The organism is Azorhizobium sp. AG788, from assembly GCF_004364705.1.
In the GTDB taxonomy this organism is placed as follows: domain Bacteria; phylum Pseudomonadota; class Alphaproteobacteria; order Rhizobiales; family Xanthobacteraceae; genus Azorhizobium; species Azorhizobium caulinodans.
This window is the reverse complement of record NZ_SOBM01000004.1, coordinates 501,182-523,250: the sequence shown is the minus strand read 5'-3', so window position 1 is coordinate 523,250 and position 22,069 is coordinate 501,182. Positions and strand designations below refer to the sequence as shown.

Here is a 22,069-nt window from a genome sequence, read left to right as displayed (position 1 = left end):
TGAGACAGCGACCCAGCCCAGCGCGGCGCAGTCCGCGCCAGAGGCATCAGCCGCTGAAATGACCCTCGCCCCGGCCGAGGGCGGCGACGTGGCCAGCCTCATCGCCTTCGCCAAATGGGTCTTTGCGCCAGCTCATTCTTGGGCGCGGACCTGTGCGGCGGCGCCGTTCAGGACAAGGCCTGCGCGCTCGGTCTGCTGAAGGAAGAGCGCTTCGACCCGGCACGCCATGCCGGCGCGGCCATGGAAGATTTCGAGCCCGGCGACCGCATCTTCGTCTTCGCCGGCCCGCTCGCCATCAAGCCCGAGAACGGAGAGGCATCATGACGACCTTCACCGACCTGCGCACAGCGCTCATCGCGCGGCAGAAGGAATGGGTGGCGGACAGCGGCCAGGAACCGGATGTGGGATTCCGCGCCATCGAGTTCGTCGGTGAGGTGGGCGAACTGTTCAACGTCATCAAGAAGATCCTGAGAGAGGCCGGCGGCTGGCGCGGCACGCGCGCCACGCCGGAGGATCTGGCCGACGAATTCGGCGATGCCCTGATCTGCCTCTACAATCTGGCGGAGAAAATGGGCGTGGATCTCGACGCCGCCGCCATCGCCAAGTTCAACAGGACATCCGAGAAATACGGCTTCCCTCATCGGATTATGGCTGACGAACCGCCCCGCTGCTTTGCCTGCCGCGAGCCCCTCCAGCTTGGCCAGATGGTGATCCACGACATCACCGAAGGTTTGATGCATGCCACCTGCTGTGGCCCCGAGCGGGACGCCTATGTGCGCCTCGACGACGGGTCCCCGCTGGAAGATGGTGAGCCCATCCCGACTGGGCACCCTTGGTATCCCGACACACCAGAGACGCGGATTGCATATGAGGATGGGCGCGCGACCACCGCCTCCGCAGGCAGGACCGGCGCCAACGGGGAGGACTGACCCATGCCCCTCCCCTCACCTCCCACCGTTACCCCGCCCCACCCGCAGGTGATCGCGCTCGCGCGGGCCATTGCCCGCGCCATGGCAAGGGTGGATCATGCCCGCGAGGACGCGCAGGCCGGGAGTGGCGGGTGAGCATGCGGCGCGCGGGCATCTATGCCCGCTTTTCCAGCGAGATGCAGAGCGAGCGGTCCATTGAGGATCAGGTGGCGCTCTGCCGCGCCTATGCCGCCCGCCAGGGCTGGGCGATCACCGAGATTTACGCCGATTACGCCATGTCCGGCGCCAGCGTGCACGGCCGCCATGCCTTCGAGCGCATGGTGGCGGATGCCCGGCGCGGCGCGCTTGATCTCATCCTCACGGAGGATCTGGACCGGCTCTCCCGCTCCCAGGCGGACATCGCCGCCCTTTACGAGCGCATGGCCTTCGCCGGCATCGACATCTGGACGGTGGCCGATGGCCGCGTGACCGAGATGCATGTGGGGCTCAAGGGCACCATGTCCGCCCTATTCCTCCGCAACCTCGCCGCCAAGACGCATCGCGGCCTGCAGGGGCGCGTGCGCGAGGGCAAGAGCGCCGGTGGCCGCTGCTATGGCTACCGCGTCGCCGGCACGGGCGAGCGCGAGATCCACGAGGGCGAGGCAGAAACCGTCCGGCGCATCTTCGAGGAATTCGCCGCCGGCCGCTCGCCGCGCGAGATCGCGGGACGGCTCAACGCCGCCGGCATCCCCGGCCCGCGTGGCGGCCCGTGGAACGCCAGCACCATCAACGGCAGCCGCGAGCGGCTCAACGGCATCCTGCGCAACGAGCTTTATGCGGGGCGGCTCGTCTGGAATCGCCAGCGCTTCGTGAAGGACCCCGACACGGGCAAGCGCATCTCCCGCCCCAATGCGCCCGAGGCGCGGCACGTGACGGAAGTGCCCCAGCTGCGCATCGTGCCCGGCGGGCTCTGGGATGCGGTGCAGGCCCGGCTGGGCAACCGGCCGCCCCAGGCGGCACGGTCCCGCCGGCCGAAGCACCTGCTCTCTGGCCTGTGCCGCTGTGGCACCTGCGGCGGGTCGTTCGTGGTCTCGGCGCCGCGCAAGCTGGGCTGTTCCACACGGCGCGAGAAAGGCACCTGCGGCAACCGCCGGCTCATCTCGCTCAATCTGCTGGAGGACCGCATCCTCTCCGCGCTGGAGCACCACCTGCTGCATCCGGACGTGATCGAGGCGGCAGGTGCGGAATATGTGGCCGAGCGCAAGCGCCTGCGCGAAGGCGCGGCGCGCGAGGCGGCCCGCAAGGCGAAGCGGCTGGGAGAGATCGAGCGCGAGACGGCGCGCATCGTGGACACCATCGCCAAGACCGATCTGCCAGACCCCACGGCGCTGGTGGCGCGGCTCAACGAACTGACGGCCGAGGGCAAGGCCCTCAAGGCGGAAGCGGCGCCGGCACCGGAGGTGGTGGAGTTTCATCCCGGCGCGGTGCGCTGGTATCGCGATCTCGTGCGCACCCTGCGCGAGGGCCTGCAGCACCTGCCGCCCGATCAGCGGGCCGAGATCATCGACATGGCCCGCCCGCTGGTGGAGAGTGTCATCATTTATCCGAACGACGACGCTGCGGGCCGGGACCTTGAGCTCTATGGAACGCTTGCGGCCCTGCTCGGGGTTACCGAACAGGGCCGCAAAGGTATGCATAAAGTGGTTGCGGGGACAGGATTTGAACCTGTGACCTTCAGGTTATGAGCCTGACGAGCTACCGGGCTGCTCCACCCCGCGTCAGAACCGAACTGCTTGCCGGCGAACCGTCTGCTTCGGTGAGCCGTATGTAGCAAGCGCCCCCCGGCATTGAAACCCCCAAGCCCAAAAAAAGCGCCGCGGAAGAGCCGCCTGTGGATGGCCACGAGCGGCTTTGCCATCCAACCCCTTTCCCGGCAAAGGTTTCGGGACCCGGAAAGAGGTGGGGATGGCAGACCCGCGTCGGGCTCAACCCTCCGCGCCGCCCTCCCCGGCTGCGCCAATATCCGTGCTGGAGGCCGGATTGCGCTTGGCGGCGGCCTTGGCGTTGCGCTCGGCCTTGCGCTGCTCACGGCCTTCGCGCCCCTCGACGAGCGCCGTGATCATGCCGTGCAGGGTAGCGAGATCCTGCTTGGTGAGCTCGCAGCGATGGAAGATGTTGCGGATGTTGCGCGTGGTCGAAGGCGCCTTTTCCGGCGAACGGAAAAAAGCCGCCTCCTCCAGTTCCCGCTCCAGATGATCGAAGAAGGCGAAAAGATCGACCCGGTCCGCCGGCGGCGAGCGCTCGGGCATGGCGAAGGGCAGAGCATTGCCGGTGGCCGCCTTCGACCATTCGTAGGCGGTCACAGCCACGGCGGTAGCCAAATTCAGCGAGGCGAAGGCGGGATTGACCGGCAGGGTGAGGATGGAATCGCAGAGCGACACCTCCTCCGTATAGAGGCCGGTGCGCTCGCGGCCGAAGACCAGCGCCACGTCCTCACCGGCCTTCAGGCGCACCACCGCATCCTGCGCGACCATATCGGCGCCGTTCACCGGCTTGGCCATGCCCCGCTCGCGGGCCGTGGTGGCAACCGCATAGGACACGTCCGCCAGCGCGCTGCGCAGGTCCGGGAAGAGCTGGGCGTCTTCGAGGATTCGGTCCGCACCGGCGCAGAAGATGCGCGCCTTCTCGTTCGGCCAGCCCTCGCGCGGGTTCACCACGCGCAGACGGGAGAGGCCGAAATTGCCCATGGCCCGCGCAGCCGAGCCGACATTCTCGCCGAGCTGTGGCTCGACGAGGATCACCACCGGCCCGCCGGCGATCCAGGGCTTCGTGCTGTCGGTTCCGGCGCCGGGCATCAGCGCCCTCCCCGGCAGGACGGGTAAGGGACAGCGGGCGGCATGGAAGAAAGAACGTGCTCAGACATGCGCCCGTCATAGAGCCGGAACCGGATGGAGCAAAGCCGCCTCGTGCCCTCGCCGGTTCCGGCACGCCGCCTCAGGGCCGCGCGGGCAGGCGGCTCACGGTGATGAGGCTGCTGGCGGCGGTCTTGCCGCGGATGATGCCCCACACCACGCCGGGATCTGAAGGGTCGAAGGCAAAGCCCTGGCCGGCAATCTCCAGCGGGATGGTCTCCTGCCAGCGCATCACCGAGCCCATCTCGGGCGGCGCCACCACGTAAAGCTCCGCATTGTCGTGGCCGGTGATGTAGAGCCGCCCGTCCGGCCCGAAGGCGCCGCCGGAATTGCTCATGTCCTGGAACTTCGCCACCAGCGCATCGGGATAGACGAAGGCCTCGGCGATGCTCCAGTCCGGATTGAAGCGCACAACCTGCGTTGCGTACTTGTTGCCGTAGGCGAGCGGGCTCTTGTCGAACACGCGATTGTAGTTGGCGAAGGCGCCCCACCAGCGGCCCTGTGGATCGCGATCCAGCCAGGTGAGCGAGCCCCGCTCGATGCCGAAGCTGTGGCTTTCCAGATGCTTCAGGCTTTCCGCATCCCAGACCTCGATGGAGCTGGTCATCGGCCAGTCGGGATAATTGGAGTGGGCGGTGTAGAGCTTGCCGTCGCGCACCACGCCGCTGTCCATGTGGATGATGGGGCCGGCCTTCGGCCCCTCCCATTTGGCCAGGGGCTTGCCGGTCGCCTTGTCCAGCTTGACGATGATGCGGTTGTCGATGGCATAGGCATAACGGTCTGTCACCGCCACGGCCTGCCGGGCCTCCGGCACCTCGAAGCGGGCGATGGTCTGGGCGGCGGGGCGCAGTTCCTGCGCCGAGGCGGCGGGCGTGGCCAGAACGAGGGCGAGCGCAAGGCCGGCGCCGGCACGGCGGGCCATTGCGCTCGCGGGTCGCACGGTCGGAACGGGGCGGATGGTCAGAACGGGGCGGACGGTCATGGCGGGCTCCGGTCGGGGCGGCGCCCCGCAAGGCTTCGATCCGGCGCCCCCCTATCAAGCGGCTGTGACGGGCGCGCGACACCCCTCGCCCATTCCCACAGGCCGTCTCGGCCCGCCCGGCTGAAAACCTTGTCCTAAAGTCGGCGCAATGCCCTTCTTCCGCTCGGGCCGGCATCGGAGTATCACGCGCACACCGGCGCCTGGCTGCGTGGACCGGCGCTGAGGCCCCATTACGATACGAATCCGCGTGAGGTGTCACCCATGGCGAAGATCAAGGTCGCAAATCCGGTCGTCGAGCTCGACGGCGATGAGATGACGCGGATCATCTGGCAGTATATCAAGGACAAGCTGATCCACCCCTACCTTGATATCGACCTCGAGTATTACGACCTTTCGGTCGAGAACCGCGACGCGACCAACGATCAGGTCACGATCGACGCGGCGAACGCCATCAAGAAGCACGGCGTGGGCGTCAAGTGCGCCACGATTACTCCCGACGAAGCCCGCGTGAAGGAATTCAACCTCAAGGAAATGTGGAAGTCGCCGAACGGCACGATCCGCAACATCCTCGGCGGCGTGATCTTCCGTGAGCCGATCATCTGCAAGAACGTGCCGCGCCTCGTGCCGGGCTGGACGCAGCCGATCGTGGTCGGTCGCCATGCCTTCGGCGACCAGTATCGCGCCACCGACTTCAAGGTGCCCGGCAAGGGCACGCTGACCATCTCCTTCGTGGGCGAGGACGGCACGAAGATCGAGAAGGAAGTCTACAAGTTCCCGGGCGCCGGCGTTGCCCTGTCCATGTACAACCTGGACGAGTCGATCCGCGATTTCGCCCGCGCCTCGCTGAACTACGGCCTGATGCGGAACTATCCGGTCTATCTCTCCACGAAGAACACGATCCTGAAGGCCTATGACGGCCGCTTCAAGGACATCTTCCAGGAAGTCTATGACGCCGAGTTCAAGGCCGAGTTCGAGAAGCGCAAGCTCACCTATGAGCACCGCCTGATCGACGACATGGTCGCTTCCGCCCTCAAGTGGTCCGGTGGCTATGTGTGGGCCTGCAAGAACTACGACGGCGACGTGCAGTCGGACATCGTGGCCCAGGGCTTCGGCTCGCTCGGCCTGATGACCTCCGTGCTGATGACTCCCGATGGCCAGACTGTCGAGGCCGAAGCCGCTCACGGCACGGTGACCCGCCACTACCGCGAGCACCAGAAGGGCAAGGAGACCTCCACCAACTCCATCGCCTCCATCTTCGCCTGGACCCGTGGCCTCGCGCACCGCGCCAAGCTCGACGGCAATGACGAACTGAAGCGCTTCGCCGACACGCTCGAGAAGGTCTGCGTCGATACGGTGGAAGCCGGCGACATGACCAAGGATCTCGCCCTGCTGGTCGGCGCCGACCAGAAGTGGCTGTCCACCACGGGCTTCCTCGACAAGGTGTCCGAGAACCTCGCAAAGGCCCTCGCGGCCTGATGCCGCCGGGCGCCCTTACCGGCGCCCGGTCCTTTCCCGCGGCCCGCCTCGCTCGTCAGGAGCGGCGCGGGCCGTCGTCGTTCTGGGCGTCGCCCATTTCCTCGGAGAGGATGTCGCCACGCGGCTTCAGCGGATGCAGCGTGCGCGTGCCCCGAAGATCATCGATGCGCTTGCGGATTTCCGGACGGCGCGCCATCAGGTCCTCAAGGTCGCGACCGTCGAGGATGAGCAGCTGGGTGCGGGTGAGGCAGCGGATGGTGCCGCTCCGCACCGTGCGGGAGAGCAGCGCCATCTCGCCGAAGAACTGCCCCTCTCCCAAGAGCACGATGCCTTCTTCCAGTTCCACCTGCACCTCGCCGGAGAGAATGAAATACATCGAGCGGGCCGGGTCGCCCCGCCGCGCCAGGATCTCGCCGGGCTGGGCCGTGTGGGAGGAGAGGATGCGCAGGATCTCGCCGATGCCGGCGGCATCGAGGTCCGCAAACAGCGGCACGCGCGCGACCATCCCCCAGGTCACGACGAAGTCCCGCCGCCGGATCACGTCCGCGAAGGACGAGGCGATGATGCCCACGGGGAGCGCCAGCATGATGAGGCCGCAGAGCATGGTGGCGGCCGCGATCAGCCGCCCGACGAGGGTCACCGGCACCGCGTCGCCATAGCCGACCGTGGTCACCGTCACCACCGCCCACCAGGCCGCGAGCGGGATCGAGCCGAAGACCTTGGGCTGCACCTCCCGCTCGGCGATATACATGGCGGAGGCGGAAATCAGCACCACCGCCCCGATGATGCCGAAGCAGGCCACCAGAGCGTGACGCTCGTTGCGGATCGCTTCCACCAGCGAGGCGAGGCCCGGCGAATAGCGGGCAAGCTTCATGAAGCGCACCAGCCGGAAGAGGGCCAGCGTGCGCAGGTCCGCATGCACCAGCAGCACGAGGCCGAAGGGCAGCACGGAGAGAAGGTCGATGATGGCGTTGGCGGTCAGCGCATAGCGAAAGCGCGCCTTGGCGGAAGGAAGCCCCCGGAAGCGGGGATGCTCGGGCGCCGCCCAGAGGCGGAGCGCATATTCCGTGCTGAAGGCGAGGAAGGAGAACATCTCGAACAGATGCAGCTCGATCCGGTATTCCGTATCGATCTCCGGCACCGTCTCCAGAACCGCCCCCGCCGCATTGCCGAGGATGAGCAGGATGAGGCCCACATGCACCACATGGGCGGTCGTGTCGCGTACGGCGTCGCGCTCAAGCACCTCATAGACGCGCTTGCGCCACCGCTTCATATCCCACGTTGCGTCCACTGCCGCCTCGCCCGATCCAGACGGTTCCATGATGCTCCAAGAGGCAGCATGGCGTCCTGACGCAGCGCAAGACTGTCGCATCTTCGTCCAGAGAGATTTACGGCCGCAGCGACATCAGAAGGCGGTCCACCAGGGTGCGCACATAGTCGCCGTCCATGGGGCGGTCCGTGAAGAGGATGCGGTAGACGACAGGCGCGATGCACAGGTCGGTTGCCAGATCGAGGTCCGGCACCGCCTCCCCCCGGGCTGCCGCCCGCGCGAAGATCACCGACAGTTGCGCCTGCGAGATGGCGCAGCACTGGCGTGCGGGGTCGGAGCCTTCGAGACTGGCGAGGACATCCCGGATCATGGCCGTGCCGGGCGCCGAGGACATCTCCTCGCGATACTGGTCCACCCAGGCGATGAGATCGCCTCGGAGCGTGCCGGTCTCCGCCGGATCCGTGTCGGGGCGCATCTGCTCCAGCGCCACATCGGCCAGAAGGTCCTGCAGATCGCCCCAGCGGCGATAGATGGTCGAGGGCGTGACGCCGGCGCGGGCGGCCACCAGCGGCACGCTGATCTCGCCCCGCTCGCGCTCGGCCAGAAGGTCCCGGACGGCGGCATGGACAGCGGCCTGCACGCGCGCACTGCGCCCGCCCGGCCTCAGCCCCTTGCGACCCGTCTCCTCACCCATTCTCACTGCGGTCCTATTAACGCAAATAATTTGCTTTAGCCGCGCGAAGGCGCTAAGAACGCACTAACGCACATTCTTTGCAATAAGAGTTCAGGCCTCCCATGTCCATGGCTACGGACGCCGCACCCCTCCCCCCGACGGGCCTTCGGCTCTCCCTGACGCTCGCGTTGCAGGGGGCGATCCTCGGCACCTTCTTCGCCGCCTCCGCAGCCCCGACGCCGCTCTACCGCCTCTATCAGGAGCAGTGGGGCTTCTCGCCGACGATGCTGACGCTCGTCTTCGCCAGCTATGCCTTCGGCCTGCTGGCGGCACTCCTCACCATCGGTGCCCTGTCCGATCATGTGGGCCGCCGGCCGGTGATCTTTGGCGCGCTGGCGCTGGAACTCGCCTCCATGGGGCTCTTCTTCGCCGCTGCGGACGTGAACCACCTGATTCTCGCCCGCCTCGTGCAGGGCTATGCCAGCGGCGCGGCGACGGCCGCCATCGGCGCCGGGGTGATCGATTGCGACCGCCGGGTCGGGCCGCTGGTCAGCAGCATCACGCCCATGGTGGGCATGGCTGTCGGCGCACTGGGCACCGCCACACTCATTCTCTATGCACCCGCGCCGCTGCACCTCGTCTATGCGCTGCTCGGCGGCCTCTTTGCCCTTCAGGCGGCGCTCATCTGGGCGACGCCGGAGACGGGACCGACGAAGCCGGGCGCGCTCGGTTCGCTGGTGCCGCGGGTGCGGGTGCCGGTGGCGGCGCGCAGCATGCTGCTGCGGGTCTCGGCGCCGAATATCGCCTTGTGGTCCGTGGGCGCCTTCTCGCTTTCGCTGATGCCCTCGCTGGTAAAGGCGGCAACCGGGATCACCTCGCCGATCCTCGGGGGACTGCTGGTGTGCGCCCTCACCCTCCCCGGCGCCTCCGCCGTTCTGCTGATGCGCCCGGTCGCGCCGCCCCTCGGGCTGCGCATCTGCAGCCTTCTGGTCGCCGGCGGCTTTCTGGTGATCCTCGCCGGCACCCATGTGGGCTCGGCACCGGTGATGGTGGGCGGGATGCTGGTAACGGGCTTCGGCTTCGGCGGCGCCTTCATGAATGCGGTGCGCCTGCTGGTGCCGCTCGCAACGCCGGGTGAGCGGGGCATGCTGCTGTCGGCCTTTTATGTGGAGAGCTATCTCGCCTTCAGCCTCCCGGCCCTCGCCGCCGGGGCCCTCGCCCACACGCTGGGTCTGGTGGCCACCGCCGATCTCTATGGAGCCTTCATCATCCTGCTCGCGCTCACCGGCGCGCTGGTGCGTCTGCCGTGAGGCCAACCGCCGACCCGAGGTCCTGCCGCGGCGCAGGCGCTCCGGGCTTCAGCGGATGGACGCTCGCCTGCCCCTTGGCTTCCAGCCGCACCATGTCCAGCAGATAGGCGAGCGTGGTCAGATGGTGCGCGCGGGCCAGACGGGCCAGCTCGCCCGCAAGCGGCCCCACATAAGCGAGAAACTCCTCCTTGCCGGCGCCGTGCGTCTCTGCCGCCATCTGCTCTCTCCCCACCCACATACATCCTGAAGGATATGAGAAGAACAACAACTTACCTAAGGTTGTATAATGAGGACATGCCCGGAGCCTGCCGCGGGGGACGGGGGGATTTGACAGCCCAGCCATCGCCCCCCATGTTGCGACCGCCGCCAGGGGCCGCGGCGTTTCTCAAGAGATTGTTGTCCAATGCAGGTCGTCATCGTCGAATCGCCGGCTAAGGCGAAGACGATCAACAAATATCTCGGACCAGGCTACGAGGTCATCGCGTCCTACGGGCACATCCGCGATCTTCCCTCCAAGGATGGATCGGTGGACCCGGAAGCGGACTTCCGGATGCTCTGGGAGGTTGATCCCAAGGCCCAGAAGCGGCTCAACGACATTGCCAAGGCGGTCAAGGCGGCTGACGGCCTGATCCTCGCCACCGACCCGGATCGCGAAGGCGAGGCCATTTCCTGGCACGTGCTGGAAGTGCTGCGGGAGAAGAAGGCGCTGAAGGGCCAGAAGGTCGAGCGCGTCGTCTTCAACGCCATCACCAAGCAGGCCGTGCTGGAGGCCATGAAGGCCCCGCGCGCCGTGGACGTGGCGCTGGTGGACGCCTATCTCGCCCGCCGCGCGCTGGACTATCTCGTCGGCTTCACCCTCTCTCCCGTGCTGTGGCGCAAGCTGCCCGGCGCCCGCTCCGCCGGCCGCGTGCAATCGGTGGCGCTGCGCCTCGTCTGCGACCGCGAGCGCGAGATCGAGCTGTTCGTCGCCAAGGAATACTGGTCCATCGCCGCGACGCTGGCGACGCCGCGCGGCGACACCTTCGAAGCCCGCCTGTCTGGGGCCGACGGCAAGAAGATCACCCGCCTCTCGGTGGGCACGGCCGAGGAGGCCGCCGCCTTCCGCGCGGCCCTCGACACGGCGGCCTTCAGCGTGCGCAACGTGGAAGCCAAGCCCGTGCGGCGCCATCCGCAGCCGCCGTTCACCACCTCGACGCTCCAGCAGGAGGCGAGCCGCAAGCTCGGCCTTGCGCCGGCCCGCACCATGCAGATCGCCCAGCGCCTCTACGAGGGCGTGGACATCGGCGGCGAAACAGCCGGTCTCATCACCTATATGCGAACCGACGGCGTGGACATGGCGCCGGAGGCGGTGACTGCCACGCGCAATGCCATCTCGGCGCAATACGGCGCCCGCTACCTGCCCGGAACGCCACGCAAATACACCACCAAGGCGAAGAATGCGCAGGAGGCCCACGAGGCCATCCGTCCGACCGATCCCTCGCGCCATCCGCGCGAAATGGCCCGCCATCTCGATGCGGAACAGGCCCGGCTCTACGAGCTGATCTGGACCCGCACGATCGCGAGCCAGATGGAATCGGCCGAGCTCGAACGCACCACCGCCGACATCATCGCCAAGGCCGCCGGTCGCGAGCTGGAGCTGACCGCCACCGGCACGGTGGTGAAGTTCGACGGCTTCCTGACCCTCTACCGCGAGGGCAAGGACGACGAGGACGATGACGAGGAGAGCCGCCGCCTGCCCGCCATGAGCGCCGGCGAGGCCCTCGACAAGCGCGAGATCAAGACCGACCAGCACTTCACCGAGCCGCCGCCGCGCTATTCGGAAGCCTCGCTCGTCAAGCGCATGGAGGAGCTCGGCATCGGCCGCCCCTCCACCTATGCCGCCGTGCTCGCGGTGCTGCGCGACCGCGAATATGTGAAGCTGGAGAAGAAGCGCCTTGTTCCCGAGGACAAGGGCCGGCTCGTCACCGCCTTCCTCCAGAGCTTCTTCAAGAAGTATGTGGAGTACGACTTCACCGCCGACCTCGAGGAGAAGCTCGACGAGATCTCCGCCGCCGAGATCGACTGGAAGCAGGTGCTGCGCGACTTCTGGAACGACTTCTCCTTGGCGGTGGACGCCACCAAGGAGTTGCGCGTCTCGCAGGTGATCGACGCCCTCGACGAGATCCTGACCGCGCACCTCTTCCCGGCCAAGGAAGACGGCAGCGATCCGCGCCTGTGCCCGACCTGCGGCAGCGGCCGCCTGTCGCTCAAGATGGGCAAGTTCGGCGCTTTCATCGGCTGCTCGAACTATCCCGAATGCCGCTACACCCGCCCGCTCTCGGGCGGCGAGGGCGAAGCGGGCGGCGACGGCGTGCGCAAGCTCGGCACCGATCCCGAGACAGGCCTCGAAGTCACTCTGCGAGACGGCCGTTTCGGCGCCTATCTCCAGCTCGGCGAGGCGGTGGACGGCGAGAAGCCCAAGCGCTCCAGCCTGCCCAAGGGCCTTGCCCCGGCGGACGTGGACCTGGAGACGGCGCTCGCGCTGCTGGCCCTGCCCCGCCGCGTCGGCACCCATCCGGAAGATGGCGAACCCATCCTCGCCGGCATCGGCCGCTTCGGCCCCTATATCCAGCACGGCAAGGTCTACGCCAATCTGGAAGCGGCGGACGACGTGCTCACCGTCGGCCTGAACCGGGCCGTGGTGCTGCTGGCGGAGAAGCAGTCCCGCGGCCGCGGCGGTCGCGGCACGGCGCCGGCCGGGCGCACGCTGGGCGATCACCCCACCGAAGGCGGGGCGATCACGGTGCGCGCGGGCCGCTTCGGGCCATACGTGAACCACGGCAAGATCAACGCCACGCTGCCGAAGTCGCAGGATCCGGACAGCCTGACGCTCGAACAGGCCCTTGCCCTGATCGAAGCCAAGGCCGCCGCCTCCCCGAGCGCCCGCAAGCCGGCACGCAAGAGCGCGTCCGCCGACGGCGCCGCGAAGAAGGCCCCGGCCAAGAAGACTGGGACCAAGACCGCCGCCAAGAAGACCACCACCAAGGCTGCGGGGACGAAGAAGACCGCCAAGGCCAAGGCGGACGCCGCGGCCGAGGAGTGACGGGACAGGGCGTCGGCGCTATTCGCCGACGCCGACCACGCCGCCTTCTTCGGAGGTCTTTCGGACGCTCGTGCGCAACGGCTTCTGCTCCATGCTCATCAGCGCAAGAAGCCCCAGCATCAGCGTGACGGAAGCGCAGCCGAAGACGATACGGAAGGCGGAGGCGAGCCCCGCCTGATCGGCGCCGCCGATGAGTTGTTCGAGATTGCCCTGCCCCGGCCCCAGGCCAAGGGCGGCCATCAGCACCGCGCCGAAGCCGGCCACCAGAACCGCCGAGCCGAGCGAGCGGAAGAAGTTCATGGTGCCGGTGGCGGTGCCCATCTGATGCGGCTCCACGGCGTTCTGGATCGAAACCGTGGTGATGGGCAGCACGCAGCCGATGCCGATGCCCATCAGGCCGAACACGAGCAGCATCAGCGGCAGCGGCGGTCGTTCCGGGCCCAGCGACAGAAACAGCAGCCCGAGAATGGCCACCGCGATACCGGAGATGGCCACGCGCTTGTAGTGCTCGAGCATGAACAGCGCCCGGCCGGCCAGGAGAGCCCCCAGCACCACGCCGCCCATGAGCGGAATGAGGGCGAGGCCCGATTGGCTGGCAGACAGGCCGCGCGCGGTCTCAAAATAGAGCGGCACGTTGATGGACAGGGCGATCAGCGTGCCCATGGTCATCAGAGCGGTGGCCGTGCCGCGCGCCACCACCGGATGCAGGAGGACCGGCAGCGGCAGGAAAGGTTCGTCGGCGGTGCGCAAGCGCCAGACGAAGAGCACGGCGAAGATCACTGCGGCACCGCCGAGCGCGAGGATTTCCGGCGCGTCCCAAGCGTAGCGCACACCGCCCCAGGTCAGAAGCAGCAGCAGAGAGATGGTGGAGACGACCATCAGCACCGCGCCGATGACATCCACCTTGGCCTTGCGCTCGTGGCGCGGCAGGCGGCGGAGCTGGCGGTCGGTCATGAAATAGGCCGCAAGGCCGAGCGGCAGGTTGATCCAGAAGATGAGCGACCAATGCAGATGCTGGGCCAGCACGCCGCCGAGCACCGGCCCGCACAGGCTGCTCGCCATGAAGACACTTGCGAAATAGCCCTGATAGCGTCCGCGCTCGCGGGGAGACACGATGTCCGCGATGATGGTCTGGGCCAGCGAGATCAGTCCACCACCGCCGAGCCCCTGAAGACCGCGCGCGAAGATCAGCACCACCATGTTGGGGGCGAGCGCGCAGGCGAGCGAGCCGACCGAGAAGATCGAGATGGCGATGAGCATCATCATGCGCCGCCCATGCACGTCGCTGAGCCGGCCATAGAGCGGCGTCACGGCGGTGGACGTGAGCAGATAGGCCGTCACGACCCAGGACAGGCTCTCGAAATCCCCGAGATCGGCGCCGATCGTGGGCAGGGCCGTGGCCACGATGGTCTGGTCCAGCGCCGCCAGCAGCATGGCCAGCATGACGCCGAAGAGGATGGAGCGGATTTCGGAATGGTCGAGCTGGGCAGGAGCGGCGGCAGTGACGGACATGGGGGCCTCTGGCACGCCCGGCGGCGCGGCGGTGTCCGGGGTGCCCTCAGATGCTAAGTTGTACTGATTATTGTTCTTCACAACCACCAACCGGACAAGGCCGGTGCCGCATGGCGCCGACGCAACGTATGCGGCAGGTGCGCGCCGCCACCACAATCCTGCCACAAGCCGAGGCCGCTGCCTTCCACAAATCGTGGAATGACTTTGAAATCAGGGGCCCGCTGCACTAGCCTGCGGCCCGTGCCGGGGCCTCGCGCGCCTCACGGGGTTGTCAGGCCGCCCGGCGCAACTGGATCTTTGCCCGTGCCGCCGCGGGCCACGGGACACGCCCTTGCCCAAACGCCCCTCGACGCCGAAACGCCCTGCCCCCAGCCGCAAGACCCGCGCGGCCCGTACGCCCGACGCGCCCGCCTTCAAGGCCACCGGCGTGCTGCCCGGCAAGGAGGAGGTGCTGGCCTTCATCGCCTCGCAGGGTGGCAAGGTGAGCAAGCGCGACATCGCCCGTGCCTTCGGCCTCGGCTCCGGCCAGAAGATCGAATTGAAGGCGTTGCTGCGCGACCTCAAGGACGAGGGCGCCGTGGAAGGCGGCCGGCGCCGCATGCATGTGCCCGGCAGCCTCCCGAGCGTGGTGCTGGTGGATGTGACCGGTCGCGATGGCGACGGCGAACTGCTGGCCGTGCCGACGGAATGGGACAGCGAGGAACACGGCGATGCGCCGGTGATCCTGCTGCACGTCCCGGACAAGCTGCGTGGCCCCGCCCCCGGCCTCTCGGACCGCATTCTGGTGCGGGTGGAGCCGAACGATCCCGCGCCCGGCATCGGCTATACCGGCCGCGTCATCAAGGTGCTGGAGAAAGCCCGCAAGCAGCAGCTCGGCGTCTTCCGCAAGGCGCCTCCCGGCAGCAGTGGTGGCGGGCGCATCATCCCCATCGACAAGAAGAACCTCGGCCGCGAGCTTCAGGTGCCGCCCGGTGCCGAGAATGGCGCGGAGGACGGCGACCTCGTCTCGGTGGAGATGATGCACCAGCGCGTGTTCGGCCTGCCCACCGCGCGGGTGAAGGAACGCCTCGGCTCGCTCGCCACCGAGAAGGCCATCAGCCTCGTCGCCATCCACGCCCACGGCATTCCCAACGCCTTCCCGGCCAAGGTGATCGCCGAGGCCGAGGCCGCAAGGCCCGCGACCGCCAAGGGCCGCGAAGACTGGCGCAAGCTGCCCCTCGTCACCATCGATCCGCCCGACGCCAAGGACCATGACGACGCCGTCCATGCGGTGCCGGATGAAGACCCGGACAATGCGGGCGGCTTCATCGTCACGGTCGCCATCGCGGACGTCGCCGCCTATGTGCGGCCGGGCTCGGCTCTGGACCGCGAGGCATTGCTGCGCGGCAATTCGGTCTATTTCCCGGACCGGGTGGTGCCCATGCTGCCCGAGCGCATCTCCAACGACCTGTGTTCCCTGCGCCCGCAGGAGGACCGTGCCGCGCTTGCCGTCCGAATGGTCATCGGCAAGGACGGGCGCAAGCGCAGCCATTCCTTCCACCGCATCCTCATGCGCTCGGCGGCCAAGCTCGCCTATGCGCAGGCGCAGGCGGCTATCGACGGGGCGAGCGACGACACCACCGCGCCGCTGCTGGAAAGCGTCCTGCGCCCGCTTTATGCCGCCTATGCCTGCGTGAAGCAGGCGCGTGACGCCCGCCAACCGCTGGAACTGGACCTGCCCGAGCGCAAGATCCTCCTGAAGGAGGACGGCACGGTGGACCGGGTGATCGTCCCGCCCCGGCTCGACGCCCACCGCCTCATCGAGGAATTCATGATCCTCGCCAATGTGGCGGCCGCCGAGACGCTCGAGCAGAAGAAGGTGCCGCTCATCTTCCGCGTCCATGACGGACCGACGCTCGCCAAGCTGTCGGCCCTGCGGGAGTTTTTGGCGACGCTCGACATCTCCCTGCCGAAGACCGACCAGGTGCGCCCCTCCCACTTCAACCGCATCCTCGGCATGGTGGACGGCGGCGACAGCGCCCCCCTCGTCAATCAGGTGATCCTGCGCAGCCAGTCGCAGGCGGAATATTCCTCGGAGAACTACGGCCACTTCGGCCTCAACCTGCGCCGCTACGCCCATTTCACATCGCCGATCCGCCGCTATGCGGACCTCGTGGTGCATCGCGGCCTGCTGCGGACGCTGGGCGCGGATGGGGACGCACTTCCCGAGACCGCGACCGTCGAGACGCTGGCGGAAATCTCTGCCGACATCTCAGCCACCGAGCGCCGCGCCATGGCGGCGGAGCGCGAGACGGTGGACCGGCTGATCGCCCATCATCTCGCCGAGCAGATCGGCGCCGTCTTCCAGGGCCGCATCACCGGGGCGACCCGCGCCGGCCTGTTCGTGGCGCTGGACGAGACGGGCGCGGACGGCTTCGTGCCCGCCGCCAGCCTCGGCCAGGACTATTACCGCTTCGACGAGACCCGGCAGGCCCTGGTGGGTGATCGCACCGGCGAAATGCACCGCATCGGGGACCGGGTGGAGGTGAAGCTGGTGGAAGCGGCTCCCGTAGCGGGAGCCTTGCGGTTTGAACTTCTGTCGGAAGGCTCCTATTTGGGGAGGGGCAAGTCCGCCAAGGGACGGGGGACCGAACGGCCCGCCTCCAAGGCCGCGAAGGCGCGGGCCGGTTTTGCCAAGCGCACCGCCGGGCGCGCGCCACGCAAGGGACGATAGGCACGCATGACGCAGACCATGAATGCAGAACGGGACGCTGCCAGCGCCATGATGCGCGGCGCCCGTGGCCTCTGTCCCGCCTGCGGCGTCGGCAAGCTGTTCCGCCGCTACCTCAAGGTCGCGGACCACTGCCCCGCCTGTGGCGAGGCGCTCTATCACCAGAAGGCGGACGATGCCCCGCCTTACATGACCATTCTCGTGGTCGGCCACATCGTGGTGCCGCTCCTGGTCATCGTCGAGGAAGCCTACCGGCCGGAGGTGTGGGTGCATCTCGCCCTGTGGCTGCCGCTGACCCTCCTGCTCAGCCTTGCGCTGCTGCCCGTCACCAAGGGCGCCCTGGTGGGCCTTCAGTGGGCCCTGCGCATGCACGGCTTTGATCCCGACAGTCCCGAACACGAGGCCCTGCCGCCTGCCGCGGCCGCCGGAAAGACGCCGCTCACCCCATGACCCAGCCGACCCACGCCCTCGCCGAGCGCCTCACCGCTGCCGAGCGCCGCCAGGACTCGCCCAATGTGCGCCCCCGCGATGCCGCCTCGCTGATCCTGGTGGACCGCAGCCGCAAGGCGCCGCGCATCCTCATGGGCCTGCGCCATCCCAGCCACCGCTTCATGCCCAACGTGTTCGTCTTCCCCGGCGGTCGCGTGGAAGCCAGCGACCGGGCCATGCCGGTCTATGGCATGCTCGACGCCGACAGCGAGCGGCGCCTCATGGCCAATGTCCAGCGGCCCTCCGCCCAGCGGGCGCGGGCGCTGGCCGCCGCCGCCATCCGCGAGACCTTCGAGGAGACCGGGCTGCTCATCGGCACCACCGAGGCGGGCGCGCCCGAGGCGCCGGAGGGCGAATGGAGCGCCTTTGCCGCGCACGGCGTCTATCCCAATCTCGAAGCACTCTCCTTCGTGCTGCGGGCCATCACGCCGCCCCGCCGGCCGAAACGCTTCGACACCCGCTTCTTCCTCGCCGACGTGTCCGACGTCGCCCATCGCGTGGACGGCAAGGTGGGGCCGGATTCGGAACTCATCGAGCTGCGCTGGCTGACGGTCGAGGAAACGGCCAAGGCGGAACTGCCCACCATCACCCGCGTCGTGCTGGAGGAAGTGGGCGCACGGCTCGCCGCCGGCCTGCCCCGTCACGCGCCCGTGCCGTTCTACGCCATGCGCCGCGGCACGTTTGTCCGGTCGCTGCTGGACTAGACCGGCCGCAGCGCCTTTCCGTTGCCGCCGGGCCGATCCGGCGGCTGTCGCTTGTTCTGTTCACCCGCCTCCTGCCGGCGGGCCGAGGGTACCGAGGGTTTTCATGCACGCTCCCGAGCAGGCCATCTCCGGCGCGGGCCGTACCGCCTCCATTGCCGCCGCCATCGGCGCGGTATCGGTGGTCGGCATCGGCCTCAGCCTGTCGATCCCGCTGCTGGCGCTGGAGCTCGAGAGCCGCGGCATCGCCAACACCTGGATCGGCGTGAACACGGCGGTGGCCGGCATCGCCACCATCTTCACCGCCCCCTTCGTGCCGCTCATGGTCCGCAAGCTCGGTGTGCGGGGCGTGCTCTCGCTCGCCATCGTGCTGACGGCCGTGACCCTGCTGGGCTTCAAGGCGATTCCCTCCTTCGCCATGTGGTTTCCGCTGCGATTCGTCTTCGGCGCTGCGCTCTGCGTGCTGTTCGCGGTGAGCGAATTCTGGATCAACGCCGTCTGCTCCCCCAAGCGACGGGGGCTCATGATGGGCCTATATGCCACCGGCCTCTCAATCGGTGCCGCCATGGGGCCGGTCATCCTCGGCGTGCTCGGTTCGCGCGGCTGGGAGCCGTATCTCGCCGGCGCCGCGGTGATGATGCTCGGCCTCATCCCCATCCTGCTCGCCCACGGCGTGACGCCCAAGATCCATGAGGAAGACCACCACGGCGTCCTCGGATTCGTAAGGCGCTCGCCCATTGCGACGCTGGCGGCGCTGATGTTCGGCGCGGTGGAGACCGCCGTCATGAGCTTCCTGCCGCTCTATGGCGTGCGGCTCGGCCTGTCGGCCGCGGAAGCCTCGCTCCTTCTGACCATCGCCGTGCTGGGCAATGTGGTGTTCCAGATCCCCCTCGGCCTCATCAGCGACCGGATCGACCGCCGCTACCTGCTGCTGTTCTGCGCGCTCGCCGGAACCGTGGGGGCGGCCACCCTTCCCTTCGTTCCCGTGGAGACGCTGGCCTTCAAGGTGGCCGTGTTCCTCGCCACGGGAATCGTCGGCAGCATCTACACCGTCGGCCTCGCGCATCTGGGCGAGCGATTCCGTGGCGCGGACCTTGCCGCCGCCAATGCGGCCTTCGTGATGCTCTATTCCATCGGCCTCGTCATCGGCCCGCCGGTGGTCGGCTTCGGCATGGATGCCTACAATCCCTACGGCTTCGCCTTTGTGGTTGCAGGGCTTCTCGGCACCTATGTGGCCGTGGTGGTGGCCTGCCTCGTGCGCGCGGAGGCACGGGACGGCTTGACAAGCCAGGGCCGATGAGGGAGTTTCCGCGCCCACGAGCCGCCGTACCGGCAGCGCGTCCGTAATTCTTTTCCCGCAAGCCGGCCCATCCGGACTGCGCGCCGGAACGGCATCAAGGAACGAACATGGCCAAGGCTGCAACCATCAAGATCAAGCTCCTGTCCAGCGCGGACACGGGCGTGTTCTACGTGACCAAGAAGAACTCCCGCACCAAGACCGACAAGATCGTGCTCAAGAAGTACGACCCGGTGGTGCGCAAGCACGTGGAATTCCGCGAGACCAAGATCAAGTGATCTGATCGCACGCGATTTGTGACCGACTGAAAGGCGCCTTCATCGGAAGGCGCCTTTTTCTTTGGCCCCGTGGGCGCCCAACCTGCACGGATATCCGCGGGGCGCGCACGGAAACCCGCACGGGGCGGCAGCAGGATCAGACATGTCAGGGAGAGGTGGCCGGCGGTGGACGGACGGGGAGGCCACCCGTGATCGTCCACCCGCCGGCCGAACCCCACGGACCCAGGAGATGCGGCGGACCTAGGCACTCCGCAGGGCTAGAACAGGCGTTGCGCGCCAAGGCGCTGGGCAACGTCCGCTGTCCTTCTGGGATGTAAAGCTATCCCAAAGCTCGCCTTTTGGAAACCACACAGCTGAACGAATGGTGAATCACAGGATCGGGAGCACCCGATCGCCTCAGCCGCCGGCGAATCGGCGCACCGTCTCGAGGAATTTCGCCACGGAGATGGGCTTGGACAGATAGGCCTCGCAGCCGCCGGCCCGGATGCGCTCCTCATCGCCCTTCATGGCGAAGGCGGTCACGGCCACCACCGGGATCGCCTTGAGTTCGGCATCCGCCTTCAGCCATTTGGTGACTTCGAGGCCGGAGACTTCGGGCAGCTGGATGTCCATGAGAATGAGGTCAGGCCGGTGCTGGCGGGCGAGATCCATGGCCTCGATGCCGTTGCGGGTCTCGACCGTGTGATAGCCATGCGCCTCCAGGAGGTCGTGGAAGAGCTTCATGTTGAGCTCGTTGTCCTCCACGATCATCACGGTCTTCGCCATGTGTGCATCGCCCCCCGGGCCGCCGCATTGCCGCTTCGCACCGGCGAGCGGATCGGACAAGATGGCATAGCTAGAGACCAATCGTTGCGGAAGCGCAAATGCCCATCAAGGAACGGCCCGACGCCACGGCGCGGGCGGACGAGATCGCCCTCGCGGCCCTGACCTTCCTCGCCGGCGACGGCGAGCGCATCGCCGGCTTCCTGGAAGCCACGGGCATGGACCCCTCCGGCCTCAGGGACGCGGTGAAGCGGAAGGATTTCGGGGCGGGCGTCCTCTCCTACATTCTGTCCGACGAGCCGCTGCTGCTGGTCTTCTGCGCCCATGCCAATCTCGATCCGCAGCAGGTGGCCCGCGCCCACGATCTCCTGAGCCCGCCGGCCGATCCCGACGCGGTGGTGCGGCGGCACTGACGCCATGGCCGCGCCGGGCTTCTGCCGCGACTGCCTGGCGGACGCAGGCGATGGCCCGCGCTGCACCGTCTGCGGCAGCCCGCGCCTCGTGCGCCATCCGAAGATCCATGCCCTGAGCGTCGCCCATGTGGATTGCGACGCCTTCTATGCGGCGGTGGAGAAGCGCGACAATCCGGCCCTGCGCGACGTGCCGGTCATCATCGGAGGCGGCACGCGGGGTGTGGTCTCCACCGCCTGCTACATCGCCCGCATCTCCGGCGTGCGCTCGGCCATGCCCATGTTCAAGGCCCGTGCCTTGTGTCCCGATGCTGTGGTGGTGAAGCCCAACATGGCGAAATATGCCGCCGTGGGCCGGCAGGTGCGGGGCATGATGCAGGCCTTGACCCCGCTGGTGGAGCCGCTCTCCATCGACGAAGCCTTCCTCGACCTCACCGGCACCGAGCGCCTGCACGGCATGAGCCCCGCCCGCGTGCTCGCGCGCTTCGCGGCGCAGGTGGAGCGGGATGTGGGGATCACCGTCTCCGTGGGTCTCGCCGCCAACAAGTTCCTCGCCAAGACGGCCTCCGACCTCGACAAGCCCCGCGGCTATTCCGTGCTGGGGCTGGAAGAAGCGCCGGAGTTCCTCGCACCCCGTCCGGTCACCTTCATCTGGGGCGTCGGCCCCTCGTTCGGCGGCAAGCTGGCGGCGGACGGGTTCAAGCTCATCGGCGATCTCCAGCGGGTGGACGAGAAGGATCTCGCCCGCCGCTACGGCGCGGAGGGCCTGCGGCTGTGGCGGCTGGCGCGGGGCATCGACGCCCGCAGCGTAACCCCGGACCGGGAGGCGAAAAGCGTCTCCACGGAGACCACCTTCGATACCGACGTGCGCGACCTGCGCCCTTTGGAGCAGACGCTCTACGCCCTGTGCGAAAAGGTCTGCGCCCGCATGAAGCAGTCGGACCTCGCCGGCCGCTCGGTAACGCTGAAGCTGAAGACGGCGGACTTCCGCCTGCGCACCCGCTCGCGCGGCCTCGACAGCCCCACGCATCTGGCCGCCCGGCTCTATGCCACGGCACACGACCTGCTGCTGAAGGAAGTGGACGGCACCGCCTTCCGCCTCATCGGCGTCGGCCTCTCCGATCTCTCGCCCGGCAGCGATGCGGACCCGGCCGATCTCGTGGACACCTCCACCCAGCGCATCAAGGCGACGGAAACGGCCATGGATGCGGTGCGGGCGAAATTCGGCGCCGGGGCGCTGAAGCGCGGCATCCTCTTGGACAAGCCGGCACGCAAGCCGGATGCGGGTCGATAGGCG

General features: G+C 68.0%; 21 protein-coding genes and 1 tRNA gene. 12 read left to right on the top strand and 10 right to left on the bottom strand.

Features of this window, described 5'->3' with window-relative positions:
- Positions 1 to 138: 138 nt before the first annotated feature.
- Together DFO45_RS13150 and DFO45_RS13145 are read left to right on the top strand one after the other, a co-directional pair.
- Complete coding sequence (locus tag DFO45_RS13150) at positions 139 to 324, top strand: hypothetical protein (RefSeq protein ID WP_133865197.1); 186 nt, start codon at positions 139 to 141, stop codon at positions 322 to 324.
- Positions 321 to 929: a MazG-like family protein gene (locus tag DFO45_RS13145; RefSeq protein ID WP_133865196.1), complete on the top strand. Its 609-nt coding sequence runs from the start codon at positions 321 to 323 to the stop codon at positions 927 to 929. Before DFO45_RS13150 ends, DFO45_RS13145 begins: the two co-directional genes overlap by 4 nt.
- 95 nt (positions 930 to 1,024) lie before the next feature.
- On the opposite strand, the gene DFO45_RS25235 is transcribed toward DFO45_RS13145, so the two are convergent.
- From DFO45_RS25235 to DFO45_RS13125, 5 genes are all read right to left on the bottom strand, one after another.
- Positions 1,025 to 1,408, bottom strand: coding sequence for a hypothetical protein (locus DFO45_RS25235; RefSeq protein WP_245518083.1), 384 nt, complete (start codon positions 1,406 to 1,408; stop codon positions 1,025 to 1,027).
- Positions 1,409 to 1,435: 27 nt separating this feature from the next.
- Positions 1,436 to 2,605, bottom strand: a complete 1,170-nt coding sequence (locus tag DFO45_RS25230; protein WP_245518082.1) for a hypothetical protein — start codon at positions 2,603 to 2,605, stop codon at positions 1,436 to 1,438.
- A gap of 4 nt (positions 2,606 to 2,609) precedes the next feature.
- Positions 2,610 to 2,686 (bottom strand) — tRNA-Met (locus tag DFO45_RS13135).
- Between the two features lie 207 nt (positions 2,687 to 2,893).
- Positions 2,894 to 3,763, bottom strand: coding sequence for an RNA methyltransferase (locus tag DFO45_RS13130; protein ID WP_133865195.1), 870 nt, complete (start codon positions 3,761 to 3,763; stop codon positions 2,894 to 2,896).
- Positions 3,764 to 3,902: 139 nt separating this feature from the next.
- Entirely contained in the window at positions 3,903 to 4,802 is a 900-nt protein-coding gene (locus tag DFO45_RS13125) for a cycloisomerase (RefSeq protein ID WP_208299791.1), read from the bottom strand.
- 261 nt (positions 4,803 to 5,063) lie between these two features.
- Between DFO45_RS13125 and DFO45_RS13120 the strand changes: the two genes are divergently transcribed.
- On the top strand, positions 5,064 to 6,278 hold the full coding sequence (locus DFO45_RS13120) for an NADP-dependent isocitrate dehydrogenase (RefSeq protein ID WP_133865194.1): 1,215 nt from the start codon (positions 5,064 to 5,066) through the stop codon (positions 6,276 to 6,278).
- 55 nt (positions 6,279 to 6,333) lie between these two features.
- Here DFO45_RS13120 and DFO45_RS13115 read toward each other — a convergent pair whose 3' ends face one another.
- Complete coding sequence (locus DFO45_RS13115) at positions 6,334 to 7,599, bottom strand: cyclic nucleotide-gated ion channel (protein ID WP_245518081.1); 1,266 nt, start codon at positions 7,597 to 7,599, stop codon at positions 6,334 to 6,336.
- Between the two features lie 67 nt (positions 7,600 to 7,666).
- Positions 7,667 to 8,242, bottom strand: a complete 576-nt coding sequence (locus DFO45_RS13110; protein ID WP_043879155.1) for a TetR/AcrR family transcriptional regulator — start codon at positions 8,240 to 8,242, stop codon at positions 7,667 to 7,669.
- A 101-nt stretch (positions 8,243 to 8,343) separates the two neighbouring features.
- Between DFO45_RS13110 and DFO45_RS13105 the strand changes: the two genes are divergently transcribed.
- A complete protein-coding gene (locus DFO45_RS13105) occupies positions 8,344 to 9,531 on the top strand; it encodes an MFS transporter (protein WP_208299790.1) in 1,188 nt (395 codons plus the stop codon).
- On the opposite strand, the gene DFO45_RS13100 is transcribed toward DFO45_RS13105, so the two are convergent.
- Positions 9,503 to 9,748, bottom strand: a complete 246-nt coding sequence (locus DFO45_RS13100) for a hypothetical protein (protein WP_133865193.1) — start codon at positions 9,746 to 9,748, stop codon at positions 9,503 to 9,505. The two genes, DFO45_RS13105 and DFO45_RS13100, sit on opposite strands and share 29 nt — an antisense overlap.
- A 186-nt stretch (positions 9,749 to 9,934) precedes the next feature.
- Between DFO45_RS13100 and topA the strand changes: the two genes are divergently transcribed.
- The gene (gene topA, locus DFO45_RS13095) at positions 9,935 to 12,613 is read left to right on the top strand and encodes a type I DNA topoisomerase (RefSeq protein WP_133865192.1); all 2,679 of its coding nucleotides are present in this window, start codon (positions 9,935 to 9,937) and stop codon (positions 12,611 to 12,613) included.
- Positions 12,614 to 12,631: 18 nt separating this feature from the next.
- On the opposite strand, the gene DFO45_RS13090 is transcribed toward topA, so the two are convergent.
- Positions 12,632 to 14,125, bottom strand: a complete 1,494-nt coding sequence (locus DFO45_RS13090) for an MDR family MFS transporter (protein WP_043879153.1) — start codon at positions 14,123 to 14,125, stop codon at positions 12,632 to 12,634.
- Positions 14,126 to 14,555: 430 nt separating this feature from the next.
- On the opposite strand from DFO45_RS13090, the gene rnr reads away from it, so the two are divergent.
- The 5 genes from rnr to rpmG all read left to right on the top strand — a co-directional run bounded on the left by rnr (position 14,556) and on the right by rpmG (position 19,600).
- Complete coding sequence (gene rnr / locus DFO45_RS13085) at positions 14,556 to 16,838, top strand: ribonuclease R (RefSeq protein WP_245518092.1); 2,283 nt, start codon at positions 14,556 to 14,558, stop codon at positions 16,836 to 16,838.
- Between the two features lie 6 nt (positions 16,839 to 16,844).
- The gene (locus tag DFO45_RS13080; protein WP_012170386.1) at positions 16,845 to 17,285 is read left to right on the top strand and encodes a DUF983 domain-containing protein; all 441 of its coding nucleotides are present in this window, start codon (positions 16,845 to 16,847) and stop codon (positions 17,283 to 17,285) included.
- A complete protein-coding gene (locus DFO45_RS13075; protein WP_133865191.1) occupies positions 17,282 to 18,028 on the top strand; it encodes an NUDIX domain-containing protein in 747 nt (248 codons plus the stop codon). Before DFO45_RS13080 ends, DFO45_RS13075 begins: the two co-directional genes overlap by 4 nt.
- Before the next feature lie 103 nt (positions 18,029 to 18,131).
- Positions 18,132 to 19,325: an MFS transporter gene (locus DFO45_RS13070; RefSeq protein ID WP_133865190.1), complete on the top strand. Its 1,194-nt coding sequence runs from the start codon at positions 18,132 to 18,134 to the stop codon at positions 19,323 to 19,325.
- A gap of 107 nt (positions 19,326 to 19,432) precedes the next feature.
- The gene (rpmG, locus tag DFO45_RS13065) at positions 19,433 to 19,600 is read left to right on the top strand and encodes a 50S ribosomal protein L33 (RefSeq protein ID WP_012115832.1); all 168 of its coding nucleotides are present in this window, start codon (positions 19,433 to 19,435) and stop codon (positions 19,598 to 19,600) included.
- A 396-nt stretch (positions 19,601 to 19,996) separates the two neighbouring features.
- Here the strand turns inward: rpmG and DFO45_RS13060 are convergent, their stop codons facing one another.
- Positions 19,997 to 20,365, bottom strand: a complete 369-nt coding sequence (locus DFO45_RS13060) for a response regulator (RefSeq protein WP_043879151.1) — start codon at positions 20,363 to 20,365, stop codon at positions 19,997 to 19,999.
- Positions 20,366 to 20,463: 98 nt separating this feature from the next.
- Between DFO45_RS13060 and DFO45_RS13055 the strand changes: the two genes are divergently transcribed.
- Together DFO45_RS13055 and DFO45_RS13050 are read left to right on the top strand one after the other, a co-directional pair.
- The gene (locus DFO45_RS13055; protein WP_133865189.1) at positions 20,464 to 20,775 is read left to right on the top strand and encodes a DUF3572 domain-containing protein; all 312 of its coding nucleotides are present in this window, start codon (positions 20,464 to 20,466) and stop codon (positions 20,773 to 20,775) included.
- A 4-nt stretch (positions 20,776 to 20,779) separates the two neighbouring features.
- Positions 20,780 to 22,066 carry a DNA polymerase IV gene (locus DFO45_RS13050; RefSeq protein WP_133865188.1) on the top strand — a complete coding sequence of 429 codons (1,287 nt, stop codon included), beginning with the start codon at positions 20,780 to 20,782 and terminating at the stop codon, positions 22,064 to 22,066.
- Positions 22,067 to 22,069 lie beyond the last annotated feature (3 nt).